Source organism: Pseudomonas sp. AC252 (genome assembly GCF_979258105.1).
The window spans coordinates 1,119,169-1,140,111 of sequence record NZ_OZ409837.1 but is presented as its reverse complement, the minus strand read 5'-3'; the positions used below and the strand labels follow the sequence as shown (position 1 = coordinate 1,140,111).

The 20,943-nt window shown below is 61.0% G+C and carries 21 protein-coding genes; 8 read left to right on the top strand and 13 right to left on the bottom strand.

Annotated features, from left to right (window positions below):
• Positions 1–111 precede the first annotated feature (111 nt).
• The 5 genes from ACZZZ4_RS05325 (at position 112) to ACZZZ4_RS05305 (ending at position 4,400) form a co-directional block, all read left to right on the top strand.
• Positions 112–1,269: a D-alanyl-D-alanine carboxypeptidase family protein gene (locus ACZZZ4_RS05325; protein WP_016773028.1), complete on the top strand. Its 1,158-nt coding sequence runs from the start codon at positions 112–114 to the stop codon at positions 1,267–1,269.
• 86 nt (positions 1,270–1,355) lie between these two features.
• The gene (locus ACZZZ4_RS05320) at positions 1,356–1,631 is read left to right on the top strand and encodes a DUF493 domain-containing protein (protein ID WP_039761816.1); all 276 of its coding nucleotides are present in this window, start codon (positions 1,356–1,358) and stop codon (positions 1,629–1,631) included.
• Positions 1,631–2,278 (top strand): lipoyl(octanoyl) transferase LipB, encoded by a 648-nt coding sequence (lipB, locus tag ACZZZ4_RS05315; protein ID WP_042610579.1) that lies wholly within the window; start codon positions 1,631–1,633, stop codon positions 2,276–2,278. Before ACZZZ4_RS05320 ends, lipB begins: the two co-directional genes overlap by 1 nt.
• Positions 2,279–2,303: 25 nt before the next feature.
• On the top strand, positions 2,304–3,302 hold the full coding sequence (lipA, locus tag ACZZZ4_RS05310) for a lipoyl synthase (RefSeq protein WP_160768663.1): 999 nt from the start codon (positions 2,304–2,306) through the stop codon (positions 3,300–3,302).
• Between the two features lie 132 nt (positions 3,303–3,434).
• On the top strand, positions 3,435–4,400 hold the full coding sequence (locus ACZZZ4_RS05305) for a S66 peptidase family protein (RefSeq protein WP_463547382.1): 966 nt from the start codon (positions 3,435–3,437) through the stop codon (positions 4,398–4,400).
• A 103-nt stretch (positions 4,401–4,503) separates the two neighbouring features.
• Here ACZZZ4_RS05305 and ACZZZ4_RS05300 read toward each other — a convergent pair whose 3' ends face one another.
• The 5 genes from ACZZZ4_RS05300 to leuS form a co-directional block, all read right to left on the bottom strand.
• Positions 4,504–5,826, bottom strand: coding sequence for a lytic murein transglycosylase (locus ACZZZ4_RS05300; protein ID WP_039761810.1), 1,323 nt, complete (start codon positions 5,824–5,826; stop codon positions 4,504–4,506).
• 60 nt (positions 5,827–5,886) lie between these two features.
• The gene (gene arfA, locus ACZZZ4_RS05295) at positions 5,887–6,051 is read right to left on the bottom strand and encodes an alternative ribosome rescue factor ArfA (protein WP_016773035.1); all 165 of its coding nucleotides are present in this window, start codon (positions 6,049–6,051) and stop codon (positions 5,887–5,889) included.
• Between the two features lie 181 nt (positions 6,052–6,232).
• Complete coding sequence (holA, locus tag ACZZZ4_RS05290) at positions 6,233–7,270, bottom strand: DNA polymerase III subunit delta (RefSeq protein WP_129999751.1); 1,038 nt, start codon at positions 7,268–7,270, stop codon at positions 6,233–6,235.
• Between the two features lie 39 nt (positions 7,271–7,309).
• A complete protein-coding gene (locus tag ACZZZ4_RS05285; RefSeq protein ID WP_039761806.1) occupies positions 7,310–7,915 on the bottom strand; it encodes an LPS-assembly lipoprotein LptE in 606 nt (201 codons plus the stop codon).
• An 88-nt stretch (positions 7,916–8,003) separates the two neighbouring features.
• Positions 8,004–10,610, bottom strand: a complete 2,607-nt coding sequence (leuS, locus tag ACZZZ4_RS05280) for a leucine--tRNA ligase (protein ID WP_415761336.1) — start codon at positions 10,608–10,610, stop codon at positions 8,004–8,006.
• A 248-nt stretch (positions 10,611–10,858) separates the two neighbouring features.
• Between leuS and ACZZZ4_RS05275 the strand changes: the two genes are divergently transcribed.
• Positions 10,859–11,188 carry a hypothetical protein gene (locus ACZZZ4_RS05275; protein ID WP_463538760.1) on the top strand — a complete coding sequence of 110 codons (330 nt, stop codon included), beginning with the start codon at positions 10,859–10,861 and terminating at the stop codon, positions 11,186–11,188.
• Positions 11,189–11,292: 104 nt separating this feature from the next.
• Positions 11,293–12,054, top strand: a complete 762-nt coding sequence (locus tag ACZZZ4_RS05270; protein WP_463547381.1) for a YdcF family protein — start codon at positions 11,293–11,295, stop codon at positions 12,052–12,054.
• 116 nt (positions 12,055–12,170) lie between these two features.
• Here ACZZZ4_RS05270 and lnt read toward each other — a convergent pair whose 3' ends face one another.
• From lnt to miaB, 5 genes are all read right to left on the bottom strand, one after another.
• A complete protein-coding gene (gene lnt, locus ACZZZ4_RS05265) occupies positions 12,171–13,694 on the bottom strand; it encodes an apolipoprotein N-acyltransferase (protein ID WP_463547380.1) in 1,524 nt (507 codons plus the stop codon).
• Positions 13,695–13,711: 17 nt separating this feature from the next.
• On the bottom strand, positions 13,712–14,551 hold the full coding sequence (locus ACZZZ4_RS05260; protein WP_007909641.1) for an HlyC/CorC family transporter: 840 nt from the start codon (positions 14,549–14,551) through the stop codon (positions 13,712–13,714).
• 5 nt (positions 14,552–14,556) lie between these two features.
• Complete coding sequence (ybeY, locus tag ACZZZ4_RS05255; protein WP_039761795.1) at positions 14,557–15,051, bottom strand: rRNA maturation RNase YbeY; 495 nt, start codon at positions 15,049–15,051, stop codon at positions 14,557–14,559.
• On the bottom strand, positions 15,044–16,042 hold the full coding sequence (locus ACZZZ4_RS05250) for a PhoH family protein (RefSeq protein WP_039761794.1): 999 nt from the start codon (positions 16,040–16,042) through the stop codon (positions 15,044–15,046). Before ACZZZ4_RS05250 ends, ybeY begins: the two co-directional genes overlap by 8 nt.
• Positions 16,043–16,256: 214 nt before the next feature.
• Positions 16,257–17,585, bottom strand: coding sequence for a tRNA (N6-isopentenyl adenosine(37)-C2)-methylthiotransferase MiaB (miaB, locus tag ACZZZ4_RS05245; RefSeq protein ID WP_463547379.1), 1,329 nt, complete (start codon positions 17,583–17,585; stop codon positions 16,257–16,259).
• Positions 17,586–17,717: 132 nt separating this feature from the next.
• Between miaB and ACZZZ4_RS05240 the strand changes: the two genes are divergently transcribed.
• Positions 17,718–18,047, top strand: a complete 330-nt coding sequence (locus ACZZZ4_RS05240) for a DUF1820 family protein (protein ID WP_016773045.1) — start codon at positions 17,718–17,720, stop codon at positions 18,045–18,047.
• 191 nt (positions 18,048–18,238) lie between these two features.
• Here the strand turns inward: ACZZZ4_RS05240 and ACZZZ4_RS05235 are convergent, their stop codons facing one another.
• From ACZZZ4_RS05235 to thiE, 3 genes are all read right to left on the bottom strand, one after another.
• On the bottom strand, positions 18,239–18,793 hold the full coding sequence (locus ACZZZ4_RS05235; RefSeq protein WP_064364065.1) for a tetratricopeptide repeat protein: 555 nt from the start codon (positions 18,791–18,793) through the stop codon (positions 18,239–18,241).
• Positions 18,794–19,017: 224 nt separating this feature from the next.
• On the bottom strand, positions 19,018–20,301 hold the full coding sequence (hemL, locus tag ACZZZ4_RS05230; protein ID WP_039761791.1) for a glutamate-1-semialdehyde 2,1-aminomutase: 1,284 nt from the start codon (positions 20,299–20,301) through the stop codon (positions 19,018–19,020).
• Between the two features lie 15 nt (positions 20,302–20,316).
• Positions 20,317–20,940, bottom strand: a complete 624-nt coding sequence (gene thiE / locus ACZZZ4_RS05225; protein WP_463547378.1) for a thiamine phosphate synthase — start codon at positions 20,938–20,940, stop codon at positions 20,317–20,319.
• Positions 20,941–20,943: the final 3 nt, after the last annotated feature.

Below are 20,943 nucleotides of genomic sequence, written 5' to 3'. Positions count from 1 at the left end.
GCCCGGCAAGGGTGACTGGAGTGAGCAACTGAACACGCGATGGCCCGTTAGAAGGCTGTCTGAATAAGTTTTGCCTTCGGGCAAGTTTCCATTAGCGATTTCGAGAGACGGATGAACATCACCACCTTTGCCAAACGCCTGTGTCTGCTAGTCCCGCTGCTCCTCTCGCCAGCCGCCTTCGCGGCCGAGATGATGCCGTCGCCACCACAACTGGCCGCCAAGGCCTATGTTCTGATGGACGCCAGCAGCGGCAACGTGCTGGTCGAAAACAACGGCGACCAGCGTCTGCCACCGGCCAGCCTGACCAAGCTGATGACCGCGTACATTGCGACCCTGGAAATCCGTCGCGGCCAGATCGGCGAGAACGACCCGGTGACCGTCAGCGAAAACGCCTGGCGCACCGGCGGTTCGCGGATGTTCATCAAGGTCGGCTCGCAGGTGACTGTCAGCGACCTGCTGCACGGCATCATCATCCAGTCCGGTAACGACGCCAGCGTCGCCCTGGCCGAGCACATCGCCGGCAGCGAAGACGCCTTCGCCGACCTGATGAACAAGACCGTCACCGAACTGGGCATGACCAATACCCATTTCATGAACCCGACCGGTCTGCCGAATCCTGAGCACTACTCGTCGGCGCACGACATGGCGATTCTGGCCCGTGCGATCATCCACGAAGACCCGGCTCACTATGCGATCTACTCGCAGAAAGAGTTCTTCTGGAATGGCATCAAGCAGCCTAACCGCAACCTGCTGCTGTGGCGCGACAAGACCGTTGACGGTCTGAAAACCGGCCACACCGACGAAGCCGGCTACTGCATGGTGTCCTCGGCGGTACGTGACGGCCAGCGCCTGATTGCCGTGGTGTTCGGCACCAATAGCGAAGTGGCCCGCGCCGCTGAAACCCAGAAGCTGCTGACCTACGGTTTCCGCTTCTTCGAAACCCAGACCTTCTATCAGAAGGGCACTGAGCTGGCGCAGGCGCCGGTATGGAAAGGCACCACCAGCCAGGTCAAGGCCGGCCTGGCGCAAGACCTGACCATGACCCTGCCGAAAGGCCAGTTGAAGAAGCTCGCTGCCAGCATGACCATGAACCCGCAACTGGTTGCGCCAATCGCCAAGGGCGACGTGATCGGTAAAGTCGAAGTCAAACTGGAAGACAAGGTGGTGCACAGCGCCGACCTGATCGCTCTGGATGGCGTCGAGGAGGGTGGTATCTTCCGCCGCATGTGGGATAGCATCCGTCTATTCTTCTACGGCTTGTTCAACTGATTCAGTGTTGACCTGCATGGCCCCGCCCCGATCCGGTGCGGGGCCATGTGCGTTACCACGGCTTGCACTCTAGAGGCCGTTACGCCATGACCGATACCGAAGTAAAGGCGCCAAAGATCGAATTCCCTGTCACGGACTATCCCGTCAAGGTGATCAGCGATACCGGTGTAGGCAACAAAGACAAGATCATCGACATCGTCAAGAAACACGCGACCATCAATGATGAGCGTATCGACGAACGTCAAAGCACCAACGGCAAATACACCACTATTCAGTTGCACATCGTCGCCACCGACCAGGATCAGCTGTACAACATCAACAGCGAACTGCGGGCGACCGGCTTCGTGCACATGGTGTTGTGATGCACGGCACGCTGGGCTTTCGCGAGCTGGGCCAGATGGCTTACGAGCCGGTCTGGCATGCCATGCAGCGCTTCACCAACGAACGCGGCAGTGCTGCCGCCGACGAAATCTGGCTCGTCGAACACCCGCCGGTGTTCACACAGGGCCAGGCCGGCAAGGCCGAACACCTGTTACTGCCGGGAGATATTCCGGTGGTGCAGGTCGATCGTGGCGGCCAAGTGACTTATCATGGCCCCGGGCAACTGGTGGCCTATCTGTTACTGGATGTGCGCAAGCTGGGTTTCGGCGTGCGTGATCTGGTCAGCCGCATGGAAGCCTGCCTGATCGAACTGCTGGCCAGCTACGGCGTCACCGCCGCCGCCAAGCCAGATGCTCCCGGCGTGTACGTCGATGGAGCGAAAATCGCTTCTCTGGGTTTGCGCATTCGCCACGGTTGTTCCTTTCATGGCCTGGCCCTGAACGTGGATATGAACCTGGAACCGTTTCGACGGATTAATCCCTGCGGCTACGCCGGGCTGGCCATGACCCAGCTGAGCGATCACGCAGGATCGATTGAATTTGCCGAGGTAAGTGCCCGGCTGCGCGCGCAGCTCGTCAAACACCTCGACTATGCTGAGCAGACGACCCTCACGGGCGGAATCGACTGATATGACTACTGATGCAGTGCAAACCATGATCCCGACGCTCGACGTGACCGAGCGCCCGGCCCCGCGTCCCAAGGTTGAAGCCGGCGTCAAGCTGCGCGGCGCCGAGAAGGTTGCACGCATCCCGGTCAAGATCATCCCGACCACCGAACTGCCGAAAAAACCCGACTGGATCCGCGTGCGCATCCCGGTTTCGCCGGAAGTCGACCGCATCAAGAGCCTGCTGCGCAAACACAAGCTGCACAGCGTCTGCGAAGAAGCGTCCTGCCCGAACCTCGGCGAATGCTTCTCCGGCGGTACCGCGACCTTCATGATCATGGGCGATATCTGCACCCGTCGCTGCCCGTTCTGCGACGTTGGCCACGGTCGTCCGAAGCCACTGGACGTCAACGAGCCGGAAAGCCTGGCGATCGCTATCGCCGACCTCAAGCTCAAATACGTGGTGATCACCTCGGTTGACCGTGACGACCTGCGTGACGGCGGTGCCCAGCACTTTGCCGACTGCATCCGCGAAATCCGCAAACTGTCGCCGAACGTGCAGCTCGAGACCTTGGTCCCGGACTACCGTGGCCGCATGGACATCGCCCTGGAAATTACCGCCGCCGAGCCGCCGGATGTGTTCAACCACAACCTGGAAACCGTGCCGCGCCTGTACAAGGCTGCGCGTCCGGGTTCGGACTACCAGTGGTCGCTGACCCTGTTGCAACGCTTCAAGCAGATGATGCCGCACATTCCGACCAAGTCCGGCCTGATGCTGGGTCTGGGCGAGACCGACGAGGAAGTCATCGAAGTCATGAAGCGCATGCGCGAACACGACATCGACATGCTGACGCTCGGTCAATACCTGCAACCGTCGCGCAGCCACTTGCCGGTGCAGCGCTTCGTCCATCCGGACACCTTCGCCTGGTTCGCCGAGGAAGGTTACAAGATGGGCTTCAAGAACGTTGCTTCGGGCCCGCTGGTACGTTCCTCGTACCATGCCGACGAGCAGGCGAAGCTGGTCAAGGCTGAGCTGCTGGGTTCCTGATTCAGTGCCGATGCAAAAATGCCCGCCGAGGACTGTCCTTCGGCGGGCATTTTTTTGCCTGAGACAAGGGGCTTTTGTTTGCCTCTTCAGCTGACTACTGTGTGTGCATGACTTTACCGCTGGAGCCCAAGGATGACCGTTCGACCGAGCCACACCCTGATTGCTCACCGAGCCGTACCGGCGCTGCCCTCTGAGGGGACGATCGGCGTCATCGCGCCGGCCGGTCCCGGCGCCCTCGACACTGAAAAAGCGCTGCAATGGATGCGTGCGCGCGGCCATGGGCTGAAGGTGTATCCGGGTGTCTACGAGAAGGACGGCTATCTGGCCGGCAGCGACGACGTACGGCTGCACGATCTGCATGCGGCATTCGCTGATCCCGAGGTCGACGCGATCATATGCCTGCGCGGTGGCTACGGTACGCCGCGTCTGCTTGATCGCATCGACTACGATCTGCTCAGCCGCAACGCCAAACCCTTTATTGGCTACAGCGATATCACCGCGCTGCACCTGGCGATCAGTCGCTACTCCGGGTTTGTGACCTTCCACGGGCCGCTGCTCAATGCTGACCTGCTGGGCGACAAGGAGCCGCCGACCGTCACCTCATTCTTCGCCATGCTGCGCGGGCAGATGAAGACAGGGAGTGTGCTGAGCCATCCGGCGGCTTATCCGCTCTCAACCGTCGAGCCGGGTATTGCTCACGGACGTCTGCTTGGCGGCAATCTGGCGATGATCGCCGCGACCTTGGGTACGCCTTACGAGATTGATGTCGAAGGGGTGATCCTGTTTATCGAAGACATCAACGAGCCGCTGTATCGGATTGATCGGCTGCTGACCCAGATGCGCCTGGCCGGCAAGTTGGCCAGACTGCGCGGTGTGCTGGTCGGCGATATCGCCGGGGTGGATGTCGACGCGCTGAATCGCTTGCTCAAGCAAACCTTTGAGCCGCTGCGGATTCCGGTGTTGTCGGGTTGGCGCAGCGGTCATTGCGACCCGAACCTGACACTGCCGTTGGGCGCGCTGGTGCGCCTGGATGCGGGGAAGCAGGAATTGCTGCTGGAGCAGGATGTGGTGATCAAGGCTGAAACGGTTATTGCCTGACAGTCAGACTTCGCGAGCAGGCTCGCTCCCACAGGTTTTGAGTCGAATTCACAATTGTGTTTCAACCAGAACCCCTGTGGGAGCGGGCTTGCCCGCGATGCTTTTATTGGGCGCGAAGGCTCTCGAGCAACTTGTGCGTCGGATAGCCATCCGCCGGCCAGCCCAGCGCCTGCTGGGCACTGCGAATGGCCTTGCGCGTGTTGGCGCCGATAATTCCGTCGGCCGTGCCGGCGTCGTAATTGCGAGCGCTCAACAGCGTTTGCAGTTCGATGCGCTCGGTGCGACTCAGCGGCAGGTCATCTTTCGGCCAGTTACCGTTGATCAGCCCTGCACCTTCAAAGCGCTCGGACAGCAGACTCACCGCCAGCGCATACGACGACGAATTGTTGTACTTGAGAATCGCCCGGAAGTTGTCGAGGATCAGGAACGCCGGGCCACGATAACCGGCCGGCAGCAGCAGGGCAGCGGACAGTTGTTCGGAACCGGCTGGCACCTGCGCGCCGTTCGGCAGGTTCACACCCAGTTGCCGCCATTCGGCGACGCTTTTGCGAATCGCGCCATCGGCCAGCGTGTAGTTGAAACCGCTGGGCAATTGCACTTCAAAACCCCACGGCTGGCCACGTTGCCAGCCCGAGCTTTGCAGGTAATGCGCGGTGGAGGCCAGCGCATCGGCCGGGCTACCCCAGATGTCGCGGCGACCGTCACCGTCAAAATCCACGGCGTGGGTGTTGTAAGTGGTCGGAATGAACTGGGTCTGGCCCATCGCCCCGGCCCAGGAGCCGAGCATTTTCTCCGGGGTGATATCGCCTTGTTGCAGAATTTGCAGGGCGGCGATCAATTGCGCATGAGCAAAGCCCGGACGACGGCCTTCGTAGGCGAGGGTGGCCAGCGAGTTGATCACCGACTTGCTGCCCTGAAACTGGCCGAAGTTGCTTTCCATGCCCCACACCGACACCAGTGCCTGGCGATCAACGCCATAACGCTGCTCGATGCTTTGCAGAATATCGGCGTACTGATTGATCAGCGCCTGGCCCTTGCGTACGCGCAGTGGCGACAGCGCGCCATCGAGGTATTCCCACACCGGGCGGGAAAACTCCGGCTGACTGCGATCGGCACGGATCACGCTGGCGTCGAAGCTGATGTTGGCAAATGCCTGATCGAACAGCTCGGGACGAATCCCGGCGGCGAGGGCGTCCTTGCGGAAACCTGCCTGCCATTCGGCGAAGGTCTGGGTCGGTTGAATATCGAGCGGATCGGTGGACGGCACTACCGGCGGAATGATCGCTGGGGCCGTGGTGACCGGGGCAGCTTGAAGCGGTTGTGCATCGGCGGCGGTGGGTTTTTCCGCGCAGGCGACAAGCAGGATGAAGCTGGAGGCAGCGATCAATTGGCGCACGGGCCAACGACGGGAAAGACTTGGGGGCATGCACAGTTCCAGGGGAAACGAATCAGGTGCAGACCTTAACATGAGCGGGGGTGGTGCGCTTCAGGCAGCCAGAAAGTAAAAAGCCTCCCGGTTGTCAGACCGGAAGGCTTCGCGGCGGTAGCTGCCTTTGCCCTTGGCTGGTCGTTCCTGGCGGCTGCGGAACAAGGGCTGGGCGACGATGGATTTGGCCTTGTTGGGGCCATGCTTTGCAGGCTTTTTGCTCATTAGGGTTCTCTCGGTGTGGTGGTTTTGCGCCGAGAATAATCTGCCGATGTGGCGCGTCTGTCCAGTAGCTCATGCGTAGGAATATTCTGGCGCTTTCGCGAGCAGGCTCGCTCCCACATTGGAACGCGGGCACCTGTGGGAGCGAGCCTGCTCGCGAATGGACGCTACGCGATCAAATGCCTTACTCGGCAGGCAATGACAGTCGCTGGCCTGACATCAATAAAGCCAGGCGGCTAAGGCTCATCCACGGCGAACCCGCTGCCTGACCTTTGATCTGGGCATCGATACGCTGCGCTTCGAGCAGCAATTGCGCCCAGCGTTGCGCCGAGTAGCGTTGCAGGGCTTTGCTCATCAGCGGCTTGCGCTTGTCCCAGACCGGCGGTTTCGACTGGCTGAAACACTTGTCCAGTGGCGTGCCCTGGCTGTATTGCAGGGAGATATTGGCCAGCAGGCGCAACTCCCGCGCCAGTGCCCAGAGGATCACGGGCGGCTCGACGCCTTCGCCGCGCAAACCCTCGAGCATGCGCAAGGCGTGGGCCGGTTCACCGTTGAGCACCGCGTCGGTCAGGCCGAACACGTCGAACCGCGCACTGTCGGCGACGGCGGCCTGCACGGTTTCGACGGTGATCTGCCCACCTTCGGCCATCAGTTTGAGCTTTTCGATTTCCTGCGCGGCGGCGAGCAGGTTGCCTTCGACACGCGCGGCAATCAATTCGACGGCGTCCTGACTGGCCGACAGACCGGCCTGAGACAGGCGCTGACGAATCCAGCTCGGCAGCTGATTGCCATCCACCGGCCAGATCTGCACGAACTGGGTTTGTTGGCCTTCGACCAGCGCCTTGCCCCACTTGGTTTTCTGCGCGCTGCCATCGAGCTTCGGCAAGCTGATCAGCAGCACGGTATCTTCAGCGGGGCGCGAGCAGTATTCGATCAGCGCGGCGGCGCCCTTGTCGCCAGGCTTACCGGACGGCAGGCGCAGTTCCAGCAGGCGTTTTTCGGCGAAGAGCGACATGCTCGCGCCGGCCTGCAACAACGTACCCCAATCGAAATTGGCGTCGGCGGCGAAGACCTGACGTTCGTCGAAACCTTGCTGGCGGGCAGCGGTGCGGATGGCGTCGGCGGCTTCCTGACACAGCAACGGGTCATCGCCGCTGATGATGTAGACCGGCGCGAGTGCGCCTTGCAGGTGTTTGCCGAGTTGCGCGGGAGCGAGCTTCATAAGGAAGGGCGAGCGGGGCGCCTGGGCGCCCCGACCGTCTTACTGCTGCGGGATTTCGAGCGGCGACTGACGCGGAGTTTCCGCCTCGGCCTTCTGCGCCGCTTCCAGCGCATCGGCTTCAGCCTTGGCGCGGTCATTGGCGGTTTGCTGCAGTTGCTGCAACTGGCCCGGAGTCAGCTGCGACAGGCGCAGCATCATGCGCTGCACCAGCTCGCGGCGGATTTCATGACGGGCGTCATTGGCTTCCTGATCGGAGCCGACGAGGTTGTTGCCGTCGTGAATGAAGACTTTCTGCACTTCGAGCTTGTCGCTGACCAACGACAGGTTTTTCTCGCCGCGGATGTCATAGCTCAGCACGGTGCTGACCTGATACTCGCCTGTGCGACCGGCACCGGCATAGCTGAGAATTCGCTGGCTTTCCTGCTCGTCAGCCAGATACAACTTGTACGGCGCGCCGCTGTAAACCTTGACGCCGCTGGACTCCAGCGTCTGACGCAGCTGTGTCACGGTTTCGCCGTAAGCGTTACGCGCGCTCAGGTCGATTTCCTTGATCGACAGTTCGTTGGTGCCAGTACCACGCAACTGGAAACCGCAGGCGCTCAGCAGAACGGCGAGGCCCATCACCAGCAGATTGCGTTTGATCATTGTGTTGCTCCCCTTGAAACCAGGTGAGCCGACTCTGCGGCCCGAAAGGTTTTACTGGGTGCCAGGCGAGCCCGGCACCCGATCCAATTTAGCTGGCGACGATATTGACCAGTTTGCCCGGCACCACGATCACTTTGCGAATGGTCAGGCCGTCGACGAAACGCAGCACGTTTTCGTTGATGCGCGCGGCGGCTTCGATCTCTTCGCGAGTGGCGCTGGCCGGCATTTCGATCTGCCCGCGCAGCTTGCCGTTGACCTGAATCACCAGGGTCAGGTTGTCCTGCACCAGCGCACTTTCGTCCACAGCCGGCCAGCCTGCATCGATCACCGCATCGGCGTGACCCAACTGCTTCCACAGTTCATGGCTGATGTGCGGGGTGATCGGCGCCAGCAGCAGGGTCACCGCTTCCAGACCTTCGTGCAGCAATGCGCGGTCCTGTTCGGTGGCTTGCGCGGCTTTTTCCAGCACGTTCATAAGCGTCATCACCTGAGCGATGGCGGTGTTGAATTTGTGGTTCTGGCCGACGTCATGGCTGGCCTGCTTGATCGCCAGGTGAATTGCACGACGCACGGTTTTCTGCTCGTCGCTCAGAGCGGCGATATCCAGTTTGCCCGGCAAGCCTTGGGTGACGTGAGCCTGCGCCAGACGCCAGACGCGCTTGAGGAAACGGTGCGAACCTTCAACGCCGGAGTCGGACCACTCCGCGCTCATGTCAGGCGGCGAAGCGAACATCATGAACAGACGGCAGGTGTCGGCGCCGAACTGGTCGATCATCGACTGCGGGTCGACGCCGTTGTTCTTCGACTTGGCCATCTTCTCGGTGCCGCCGATTTCTACCGGCAGGCCGTCGGATTTCAGCTTGGCGCTGATGACCTTTGCTTTGCTGTCACGCTCAAGTTCCACGTCTGCCGGATTGAACCAGGTGTAGGCCCCATTGGCTTCGCGACGATAGTAAGTCTCGGCGATCACCATGCCCTGGGTCAGCAGGTTCTTGAACGGCTCGTTGGAGCTGACCAGACCTTCGTCACGCATCAGTTTGTGGAAGAAGCGCGCATAGAGCAGGTGCAGGATGGCGTGTTCGATACCTCCGATGTACTGATCCACCGGCAGCCAGTGATCGGCTGCGGTTTTCTCGACCAGGCCACCTTCAAAGTGCGGCGAGGCGTAACGCGCGTAGTACCACGACGATTCGACGAAGGTGTCCATGGTGTCGGTTTCACGCTTGGCCGGCGCGCCGCATTTCGGGCAGCTGCACTCGTAGAACTCGGGCATGCGCGCCAGCGGCGAACCGGCGCCGTCCGGCACCACGTCTTCCGGCAGGACGACCGGCAGTTGATCTTCCGGCACCGGCACATCGCCGCACGTGGCGCAATGGATGATCGGGATCGGGCAGCCCCAGTAGCGCTGGCGGCTGATGCCCCAGTCGCGCAGGCGGAACTGGGTACGCGAGGCGCCCAGTTGTTTCTTGATCAGGGCGACTTCCATGGCGTCGAACGCGCCGGCAAAGTCGAGGCCGTCGAACTCGCCGGAGTTGATCAGTGTGCCGTGCTCGCCATAGGCGTCTTGCCACGGCGCCGGGTTGGTGTCACCGGAGCTGGTGCGCACCACCGATTTCACCGGCAGGTTGTACTTGTGGGCGAATTCGAAATCGCGCTCGTCGTGCGCCGGAACCGCCATGACCGCGCCGTCGCCGTAGTGCATCAGCACGTAGTTGGCGACCCACACCGGGAGCTTTTCGCCGGTCAGCGGGTGCTCGACGAACAGGCCGGTCGGCAGGCCTTTCTTTTCCTGGGTGGCGACATCGGCTTCAGCGACGCTGCCGCCCTTGCATTCAGCGATGAACGCTTGCAGCTCAGGGTTGTTCTGCGCGGCCAGGGTGGCCAGCGGGTGCTCGGCGGCGACGGCGACATAAGTCGCGCCCATCAGGGTGTCCGGACGAGTGGTGAAAACTTTCAGGGTGCCGGCTTCGCCGATCGAGTCGACGTTGTACGGGAACTGCACTTCCATGCCACGGGATTTGCCGATCCAGTTGCGCTGCATGGTCTTGACCTGTTCCGGCCAGCCAGTCAGTTCGTCGAGGCTTTCCAGCAGTTCATCCGCGTAAGCGGTGATCTTGAAGTAGTACATCGGGATTTCGCGCTTTTCGATCAGCGCGCCGGAGCGCCAGCCACGGCCATCAATGACTTGCTCGTTGGCCAGCACGGTCTGGTCGACCGGGTCCCAGTTCACGGTGCCGTTCTTGCGGTAGATGACGCCTTTTTCGAACAGGCGGGTGAACAGCCATTGTTCCCAGCGGTAGTAGTCCGGCTTGCAGGTGGTCACTTCGCGGGACCAGTCCACCGCGAGGCCGAGGCTGCGCAGTTGCGACTTCATGTAGGCGATGTTTTCGTAGGTCCACTTGGCGGGCGCTACGTTGTTTTTCATCGCGGCGTTTTCCGCAGGCATGCCGAACGCATCCCAGCCCATTGGCTGCAGAACGTTCTTGCCCTGCATGCGCTGGTAGCGCGAGATCACGTCGCCGATGGTGTAGTTGCGCACGTGGCCCATGTGCAGCTTGCCGCTGGGGTAAGGGAACATCGACAGGCAGTAGTAGGTTTCCTTGCCCGGTTGTTCACTGACTTCAAAGGACTTTTGCTCATCCCAGAACGACTGGGCGGCGGCTTCGATCTCACGGGGCTGATATTGTTCGTGCATGGCTACTTTTGTACTGGATAGGGGTGGCCTAATCCTCTTCGACGGCGGCATCCGGGATGGCCCGGGTGCGCTGGAAGTGGAATGACAGGAAGCGCCGTAGCATACATGACCGCGCTTGGCCGAGGGAAACCCTGATTACAGCTGATTGTCCCCGCGTTTGCGTGGCGAGGGCCGTTGGTCGCGGCGTGTAGCCGGTTCGTGCAGCGAAGCTAAGCTCTAACTGGGGAGTGAGTCTTATCTTCAATGAGGTGAGGGATGGTGGAGCAACGGAAAAAAACGTAACGAAACCCGAGTTGTACGAAAGGTTGATCGATCGTCTGGGCATGGCGCTGGACGCCGTGAAAACCGCCGACCGGCTGCGCGACGAGCGCCCCCTGGAACTGGAATTGCGTGGCTTGAGCCCCGCCGAGTTCAAACTGGTCAAGGCCTATCTGGATCGCAGTGAACGTGAAACGCAGGGATGCCTGTCTCAAGCAGTGAAGCAGCTCGATGCGGCACATTCGGCCAAGGTCATCTGGCTCAAGGACAAGGCGCCGCGCAGAGACACCGGCAAGGTGCGTTCTGTGCAGGCCAAGTAAGCGCATGGCAGGTCATGAAACGGATCTTTTGCAACAGGATCCCGCCTATTGGTTGTAACTCGTAATTAACACTCTTAGGCTTCGGGCATCTTTGGAGATGCCCGATGCCCTTTCGCTATTTCATCAAACAACTTTTACTGCCGCCCGGCATTCTTTTGCTGCTGTTGCTGGCCGCCTGGTGGCTGCGCCGCTCCCGGCCGCGCCTGGCGGGCGTGTGTTTTGCCCTCGGTTTTGGCGGCCTGTGGTTGATGAGCCTGCCGGTGGTGGTGCAGTGGGGCGCCAAGGCATTGGAGCGCGAGCCACCGCTGGCCCGTCAGGAATGGGCAACCCTGGCGCAACGCGCCGATGCGATTGTGGTCTTGGGCTCGGGGCGTGAGCGCGGTGATCTGGCCTGGGGCGAAGATCAGCCGACCGGCGTCGGACTGGAGCGTCAGCGTTACGCCGCACGCCTGGCCAAGGCATCGGGCTTGCCGATCCTGACCAGCGGCGGTCTGCATTACGGTACGCCACCGACCGAGGCGAAATTGATGGCGGATTCGTTGCGTGATGATTTCGACGTAACGGTGCGCTGGCAAGAAGGCGCGAGCCGCACCACATGGGAGAACGCGAAGATGACGGCGGATATTCTCCTGCCGCAGGGGATCAAGCGGGTCGTCGTGGTGACGCACGCGTGGCACATGCCGCGGGCGGTGTGGAGCTTTGAACAGGCGGGGTTTGAAGTGGTGCCGGCACCGGTGGGTTTCCTCGGTACCGATAACGCTCGCCCGTTTGGCGGCTGGTTGCCGGAATTCAAATCGATCTGGCAGAGCGGCCAGTTGCTCAATGAAGCGGTGGGGCAGGTGGGGTATTCGTTGTTTTACCGCTGAAGATCATTGTGGCGAGGGGATTTATCCCCGATGGGGCGCGTAGCGGCCCCTCTCTTACCTTCAGAAGAGGGGACTGCTACGCACTCCAACGGGGATAAATCCCCTCGCCACATTTCTCAGAGGGTCTTCGACATGCGGCTGGCCATCAACGCCCAGCCAAACAGCAGCAGGCACAATACGATCAGCGGCCACGAGCGCCATTGCAGATATGGCGTCAGGTCGTGCATCGGCACCACTTCGCCGTACAGCACGCCTTGTTCGAACTGCGGAATCTGCTCGGTGATCTGCCCGAACGGGTTGATCAGGCCGGTAACGCCGTTGTTGGTCGCGCGGATCATCCAGCGTCCTGCTTCCAGTGCGCGCATCTGCGCCATTTGCAAATGTTGCAGCGGGCCGATCGAGGTGCCGAACCAAGTGTCGTTGCTGATCGTCAGCAGCAGATCGCTGCGTGCCGACAGGCCAGCGGCGAATTCCGGATAGACCACTTCGTAGCAGATAAACGGTGCAATCTGGTAACCCTTGGCCTGTAGCAGTGCCTGATCGGAAGGGCCGCGCGCGAAGTCCGACATCGGCAGGTCGAAGAACGCGATCAAACCGCGCAACACATCCTGCAACGGCACGTATTCGCCGAACGGCACCAGTTTTTGCTTCAGGTAAGTACCGTCGCCTTCGCCGACCACGGTGATGCCGTTGAAGAAGCGCCGCTCGTGATGCACGGTCTGACGAATCGGCACACCGGTGATCAACGCCGATTTACGCTCGGCGGCGAAGTTGCCCATCATCGTCAGGTAGCCCTCGGCGGACTCCTTCAACACCGGCACGGCGGTTTCCGGCCAGATCAGCAGATCGACCGGTTTGGAGCGGAAGCTCAGATCACGGTACAGCGCCAGTTGCGCGTTGAGCTCGGCCGGGTCCCATTTCATGCTTTGCGCGACGTTGCCCTGAATTGCGGCGACCGTCAGTGGTGCGCCGGACGGGCTGGTCCACGCGTGGCCTTTGAGGGCGATACCCGCCACCCAAGGGCCCAGCAGAAATACCAGACCGGCCGCGATAAAGCCTTTGCGACGCGTCTGCAACAAGCGCGGCGCGTTGTAGATCAGCGCTGCGGTCAATGCTAGAACGAACGACACCAGCCACATGCCACCGACCGGCGCAAGCCCGGCCAATGGCCCATCAAGCTGACTGTAACCGGAGTACAACCAAGGAAAACCAGTGAGGAACCAGCCGCGAAACGCTTCCTGCCCGACCCATAACGCAGCAAATGCCAAAGCATCCGCCAGCGGTGCTTCGTTACGCCGCAACCAGCGCGCCCACAGCCAAGCGGGCAAGGCGAAGAACCAGGCAATCGCCGCCGTGAACAGCAGCATCAGGAACCCGGCGAGCAACACCGAAGCGCCGCCAAAATGGTGGATGCTGTAATAGATCCAGCTGGTGCCAGCGCCGAACAGGCCGAAGCCGAAGCACCAGCCACGGCCCAGCGCCTGACGCGGGCTCAGCTCACGCAAACCGGCGTAGAACAGACCAACCGCGAGCAAAGCCAGCGGCCAGATGTTGAACGGGGCGAGAGCGAAGGTGGTAATTGCACCGGCCGCCACGGCCAGCAGGTTACCGGGCCAGCCGGGGCGGGTTGTCCAGCGCATTTCAGTCCTTAGATTTCTTACCGGGCGATTGGGGTCAGTCGCAGCAAATGAATCCGACGGCTGTCGGCATTCAGGATGCGGAAGCGATAGGCGCCGATTTCAGTGATTTCGTTGCGTTTTGGCAAGTGGCCGAACGCGCTCATCACCAGACCGCCGACAGTGTCGAATTCGTCGTCGGAAAATTCGCTGTCGAAAAACTCGTTGAAGTTCTCGATCGGCGTCAGCGCCTTGATCAGGAAATCACCGCTGGGCAGCGGCTTGATGTAGCTGTCTTCTTCGACGTCGTGCTCGTCTTCGATATCGCCGACGATCTGTTCGAGGACGTCTTCGATGGTCACCAGACCGGCCACGCCGCCGTATTCGTCGATGACGATGGCCATGTGGTTGTGGTTGGCGCGGAATTCACGCAGCAACACGTTCAGGCGCTTGGACTCCGGCACGAAGGTGGCCGGGCGCAGCAGGTCCTTGATGTTGAAGCTGTCGCCGTTCTCCTTGAGGATCAGCGGCAGCAGGTCCTTGGCCAGCAGCACGCCCATCACGTCGTCATGGCTTTCGCCGATCACCGGATAGCGCGAGTGGGCCGAGTCGACCACGGCAGGGAGGAATTCGCGGGGTGTCTGGGTCGCCTTGATGCTGATCATCTGCGAGCGCGGCACCATGATGTCGCGTACTTGCAGGTCAGCCACCTGGATGGCGCCTTCGACGATGGCCAGCGCTTCGCTGTCCAGCAGTTTGTTCTGATGTGCATCACGCAGCAGCTCGAGGAGCTCCTGACGGTTCTTCGGCTCGTGGGCAAAAGCCTGGGTCAGTTTACCCAGCCATGACTTCTGCCCGTTGCTCGATCGATCTTCGCTCATAGCGATTACTCTGAATCCTTTGTTGTAACGATGGGGGAATGTTCGGTTTCGTCGTCCGCGTACGGATCGGGATAGCCCAGTTCAGCAAGCAACTCGCGTTCCAGTGCTTCCATTTCCTCGGCTTCGTCGTCATCTATATGGTCGTAACCGAGCAGATGCAAGCAGCCGTGAATGACCAGATGTGCCCAGTGGGCCTTTAGTTCCTTGCCCTGCTCGGCGGCTTCGCGTTCGACCACGGCCGCGCAAATCACCAGATCGCCGAGCAGCGGGATATCGAGAAACTCGTCAGGCACTTCGGCCGGGAACGACAACACGTTGGTCGCGTAGTCCTTGTGGCGCCAGGTGTGGTTGAGTTCGCGGCCTTCTTCCTCGTCGACCAGACGAATGGTCATTTCCGAGTCGGCGCTGCGCTGACGCAGGGCCAGCTCGCACCACTGGCGGAACTCGGCTTCACTCGGCGCGCTGGCCTCGGTGGCGATTTGCAGATCCAGCTCAAGCATCGCGCGAGGCTTCCTTCGCGGCTTCGGCACGGGTCTCGAAGCGCTCGTAGGCCTCGACAATCCGCTGCACCAACGGGTGGCGCACGACGTCTTTGGGCTGGAAGTGGGTGAAGCTGATGCCCGGCACGTCTTTCAGTACTTCGATGACGTGGTGCAGCCCGGACTTGGTGCCGCGCGGCAGGTCGACCTGGGTGATGTCGCCGGTGATCACGGCGGTAGAGCCGAAGCCGATCCGCGTGAGGAACATCTTCATCTGTTCGACGGTGGTGTTCTGGCTTTCGTCGAGAATGATGAAGCTGTTGTTCAGCGTGCGACCGCGCATGTAGGCCAGCGGCGCGACCTCGATCACTTGTTTCTCGATGAGTTTGGCGACGTATTCGAAACCGAGCATTTCGTACAGCGCGTCATACAGCGGGCGCAGGTACGGGTCGATCTTCTGCGACAGGTCGCCGGGCAGGAAGCCGAGTTTTTCACCCGCTTCGACCGCCGGACGCACCAGCAGGATGCGGCGGATCTGCTCACGTTCCAAGGCATCAACCGCACAAGCTACCGCCAGATAGGTCTTGCCAGTACCGGCCGGGCCGATGCCGAAGTTGATGTCGTTGCCGAGGATTTCCTTCACGTAGCGCTGCTGATTCAAGCCGCGCGGGCGAATCATGCCTTTCTTGGTGCGCAGGGCGACGGTCGGTTCGGCGGGGGCTGGATTGTCGAGATCGTCGCCGGCCGATTCCTGGATGAACAGGTGCACCAGATCGGGCGACAGCTCGGTACCCTTGGTTTCCCGGTACAGGCGGCGCAGCAGGTTTTCCGCGGACGTGGTGAGTTTTGGGTCGCCAATCAGCTCGAACTGGTTTCCGCGATTGCGGATCTCGATGGCCAGGCGCTGTTCGATCAAGCGCAGATGCTCGTCGAATTGCCCGCACAGATTGGCGAAGCGGCGAGCTTCAAAAGGCTCGAGGAGAAAACGATGTGGTTCGATAGGTGCGTTCAAGGTCGTATTTAGCCGCCCTGGGGCAATTAGGATGAAATCAAGGATAACGCCAGTGGCGTGGGTGCGAAAGCTCTTAAATATCTCAGCCGATCAGCGCCGCTGCGCTTTACCTGTGGGAGCGAGCCTGCTCGCGAAGGCGCCGACACATTCAACATTGATGTGTCTGACAGACCGCCTTCGCGAGCAGGCTCGCTCCCACAGGAGAAATGCGGCGTTATTGAATTAAAGAACCACGCAGTGAGTGCGGTTGCGCGGCGTCGATGTGCACATCGGCGAACTGGCCGATCAGGGTGGGATTATCGCAGCGGAAGTTGACGATACGGTTATTCTCGGTGCGGCCCTGCAGTTCGCCCGGGTCTTTCTTTGAATAATCGGTCACCAGAATGCGCTGGATCGAGCCGACCATTTGTCGGCTGATTTCGAAACCCTGCTGATTCAAACGGTGTTGCAGCGCGTTCAGGCGTTCTTTCTTCAATTCCTCCGGGGTGTCGTCGGCCAGATCGGCAGCGGGCGTGCCCGGGCGCTGGCTGTAGACAAACGAATAGGAGAAATCAAAGCCGACATCGGCGATCAGCTTCATGGTCTGTTCGAAGTCTTTCTCGGTTTCGCCGGGGAAGCCGACGATGAAGTCCGAACTGATGCAGATCCCTGGTACGGCGGCGCGCAATTTGCGCAGCTTGGATTTGTACTCCAGCGCCGTGTGGTTGCGCTTCATCGCCGCGAGAATACGATCCGAGCCTGACTGCACCGGCAAGTGCAGGTGTTTGACCAGTTCCGGCACTTCGGCGTGGGCCTGGATCAGGCTGTCGGAGAACTCCAGCGGGTGCGACGTGGTATAGCGAATGCGGTCGATGCCTTCGACAGCGGCGACCACACGAATCAGCTCGGCCAGATCGGCCAGACGACCGTCGTGGGTCTGGCCGCGATAGCCGTTGACGTTCTGCCCCAGCAGGGTGACTTCACGCACGCCGTGTTCGGCGAGGTGAATGATTTCCGCGATCACGTCATCGAACGGTCGGCTGACTTCTTCACCGCGGGTGTACGGCACCACGCAGAACGTGCAGTACTTGCTGCAGCCCTCCATCACCGACACGTAAGCACTCGGGCCGTCGATACGCGGCTCGGGCAGGTGGTCGAATTTTTCGATTTCCGGGAACGACACGTCGACCTGCGGCAGCTTGCTGCTGCGTGCGGCGTCGATCATTTCCGGCAGGCGGTGCAGGGTCTGCGGGCCGAACACCACGTCGACGTACGGTGCGCGATCGCGGATCGCCGCGCCTTCCTGGCTCGCCACGCAACCGCCGACGGCGATGACCATGTCCGGATTGGCCAGTTTCAGTTCGCGCCAGCGGCCGAGCTGCGAATACACGCGGTCTTGCGCGCGCTCGCGGATCGAGCAGGTGTTGAGCAGAATCACGTCGGCGTCTTCGGCGCGGGCGGTGACTTCCAGGGCCTGATGTTCGCCCAGCAGATCGACCATGCGCGAGCTGTCGTACTCGTTCATCTGGCAACCGTGGGTTTCGATGTAAAGCTTCTTGGCCATGGATTCGGGTCGTCACGTGATTCAAAGAACCGCGCATTATAGGGAACAAGCCGTCAGGTTCCTACCGCTGTGCGTCCGGTGGCTATGCTATAGTTCGCGCCCTCATTTTTACCCCGATGTTATCCGCCCGCCATGACCAAACGCGAAGCTCCAATCTACAAGGTGATTTTCCTCAACCAGGGCCAGGTGTTCGAAATGTACGCCAAGCAGATCTATCAGAGTGATCTGTGGGGTTTCCTGGAAGTTGAAGAATTCGTCTTTGGCGAGCGCACGCAAATGGTCGTCGATCCGAGCGAAGAAAAGCTCAAGGCGCAGTTCGAAGGCGTGGTACGCAGCTTTGTGCCGATGCATTCGATCGTACGCATCGACGAGGTGGAACGTCTGGGCACACCGAAAATCAGCGAAGCCCGTGGTGCGGTCGGCAATGTCATGCCGTTTCCGATGCCGATGCCTGAAAAGTAACAGCGGATTCTGGATTGGAATGAGCTTGTGGTGAGGGGATTTATCCCCGCTGGGCTGCGAAGCGGCCCTAGACCCTACAATCAGGTTCTGTCTGACACATCTCGCTGAATGGATTTGCGTCTGCTTCGCAGCCGAATGGGGCGGTGCGACGTTTCGCTAAATCCCCTCGCCACAGGTCATCTCCACAGCGCTTATGGCAGTGGTGAGAACGGCGTACGCCCATCGGCGCTCTGCAGTTCCATGAGGTATTTGCGGAAAATCTGCCCGAGTACCTGGGTGGCGGTTTCGAGATCTTCGCGGGACATTTTTTCCGAGACTTCATCAGCCGTGTCCAGCGCCTCTTCGGCCCCGTTGACCGCTGCCATCTTAAGCACGATGTAGGCCTGGATATTGTTGGCCTGCACGCCTTCACCGTGGAAGAACATGCTGCCGAGCTTGAATTGCGCCTGGGCGTGGCCTTGCAGCGAGGCCTTTTCGAAATAGCTCAGGGCTTGATTGAGGTCGCGCGGCGCGTTCTTGCCGTCGTAGTAGAACTCACCCAACTCGTATTGCGCTTGCGCGTCCCCTTCGTCCGCCGCTTTCTGGCAGGCGGCCAATGCCTGCGTGACGTCTTGCGGCTGAGTATTGAGGGTGCAACGACCCATCGCCGGGATCAACAACGAGTTGCCGCCTGCTTGTGCATGCGCGAGCAGGGGCTGAAGGAGCAACAGGCAGCCCAATGCAAGGGTGCGGCCGGTGCGGTTCATGGGAATCGACTTACCTCTGAAGGGCACGCGGACCCGTCGAGGGATCCAATAAGCGCGCATTATGAAATAAGCGAGGCCAACCTTACAAAGTCTTTACTCGTTTTTCTGCTGCGTGGGGAATATATCGGCCGATTCAGGCAGGTTTTGCGCAGACACGTCGGAAAAACCGTGGCTATGTAGGTGAAAGCTGACGCTGGCTATAGCCAACGTCAGCGGTGCGGCGATTATTTCAATGCGGCGAAGGCGCGCTCGGCAGCGTCCAGCGTCAGTTGCAGCTCGGCTTCGCCATGGGCGATCGAGGTGAAACCGGCTTCGAACGCACTCGGCGCCAGGTACACGCCACCTTCCAGCATCAAGTGGAAGAAGCGCCCGAACAGTGCCGCGTCGCTGGCCATCACGTCGTCGAAGGTGACGATGTCGTCGGCGCCGCTGAAATACAGGCCGAACATGCCGCCGGCCTGAGTGGTCACGAACGGAATGCCGGCGGCATCGGCGCGCTGTTGCAGGCCGTCGAGCATGCGCGCGGTGTAGTCGGTCAGTTCGGCATGGAAGCCCGGGCGGCTGATCAGACGCAGAGTCGTCAGGCCGGCGGCCATCGCCAGTGGATTACCCGACAGCGTACCGGCCTGATATACCGGACCCAGCGGGGCGATGCGCTGCATGATCTCGCGCTTGCCACCGAAGCAACCCACCGGCATGCCGCCGCCGATGATCTTGCCGAATGTGGTCAGGTCTGGCGTCACGCCGTAATGCGCCTGGGCACCGCCGAGGGCGACACGGAAACCGGTCATCACTTCATCGAAGATCAGCACCACACCATGTTTGTCGCACAGCGAGCGCAGGCCTTCGAGGAAGCCCGGCGCTGGCGGCACGCAGTTCATGTTGCCGGCGACCGGCTCGACGATGATGCACGCCACCTCTTCGCCCACTTCGGCGAGCATCGCTTCAACTGCGTCGATGTCGTTGAACGGCAGGGTCAGGGTGTGTTTGGCGAACGCTGCCGGCACGCCGGCCGAGCTCGGTACGCCCTGGGTCAATGCGCCGGAACCGGCCTTGACCAGCAGGCTGTCGGAGTGGCCGTGGTAGCAGCCTTCGAACTTGATGATGCTGTCGCGGCCGGTGAAACCACGGGCCAGACGAATCGCGCTCATGGTCGCTTCGGTGCCGGAGCTGACCATACGCACCATGTCCATCGACGGCACCAGCGAGCAGACCAGATCGGCCATCTCGGTTTCCATCGAGGTCGGCGCGCCGTAGGACAGGCCGTGTTGCAGCTGATTGCGCACCGCGTCGAGCACGTCCGGATGGCTGTGGCCGAGGATCATCGGCCCCCACGAACCCACATAATCGACATAACGCTTGTCGTCTTCGTCGGTGACGTAAGCGCCTTCGGCGTGTTTGAAGAACAGCGGGGTGCCGCCGACACTCTTGAACGCGCGCACCGGCGAGTTTACGCCGCCGGGGATGTGTTTCTGAGCATTGGCAAACAGGGTTTCGGAACGAGACATGATCGGGCTCTCAAATCAGATTTTCAGAAGTTCGTTGAAGGCGCGGGCGCGGCGGGTCACTTCGGCGCTGCTCTCGGCGCCAAACAAACCGTGGATCACGGCGAGCAGATCGACACCGTGCTCGACCAGCGGCGCGGCGTTATCGAGGGTGATGCCGCCAATCGCGCAGACCGGGAGGTGCAGTGTGCGTTTGGCTTCGTCGAGCAAGTCGAGGCTGCAACTCGGTGCACCGGGTTTGGTGGTGGAATTGAAGAAGCGGCCGAAGGCGACGTAGCTCGCACCTTCTTTGGCGGCCTGTTCGGCCAGGGCGATCTGCCCGTGACAGGTGGAGCCTATGATCGCTTTCGAACCGAGCAGGGCGCGGGTCGGCGACAGCGGGCCGTCGGTCTGGCCCAAATGCACACCGACGTTGAGGCGCGCGGCCAGTTCGGCGTCATCGTTGATGATCAACTGCGTCTTGTAGCGCTCGCACAAGTTGCGCAGCGCTTCGGCCTCGCGCAGGCGGCGGGCCTCGTCGCTGCTCTTGTCGCGGTATTGCAGCAGGATGACGCCACCTTCCAGCGCCGCCTCCACGTAAGACAGAAACTTGCCGGCCAGCAACTGGCTGTCGGTGATGGCATACAGGCCACGTAGTTTCATCGG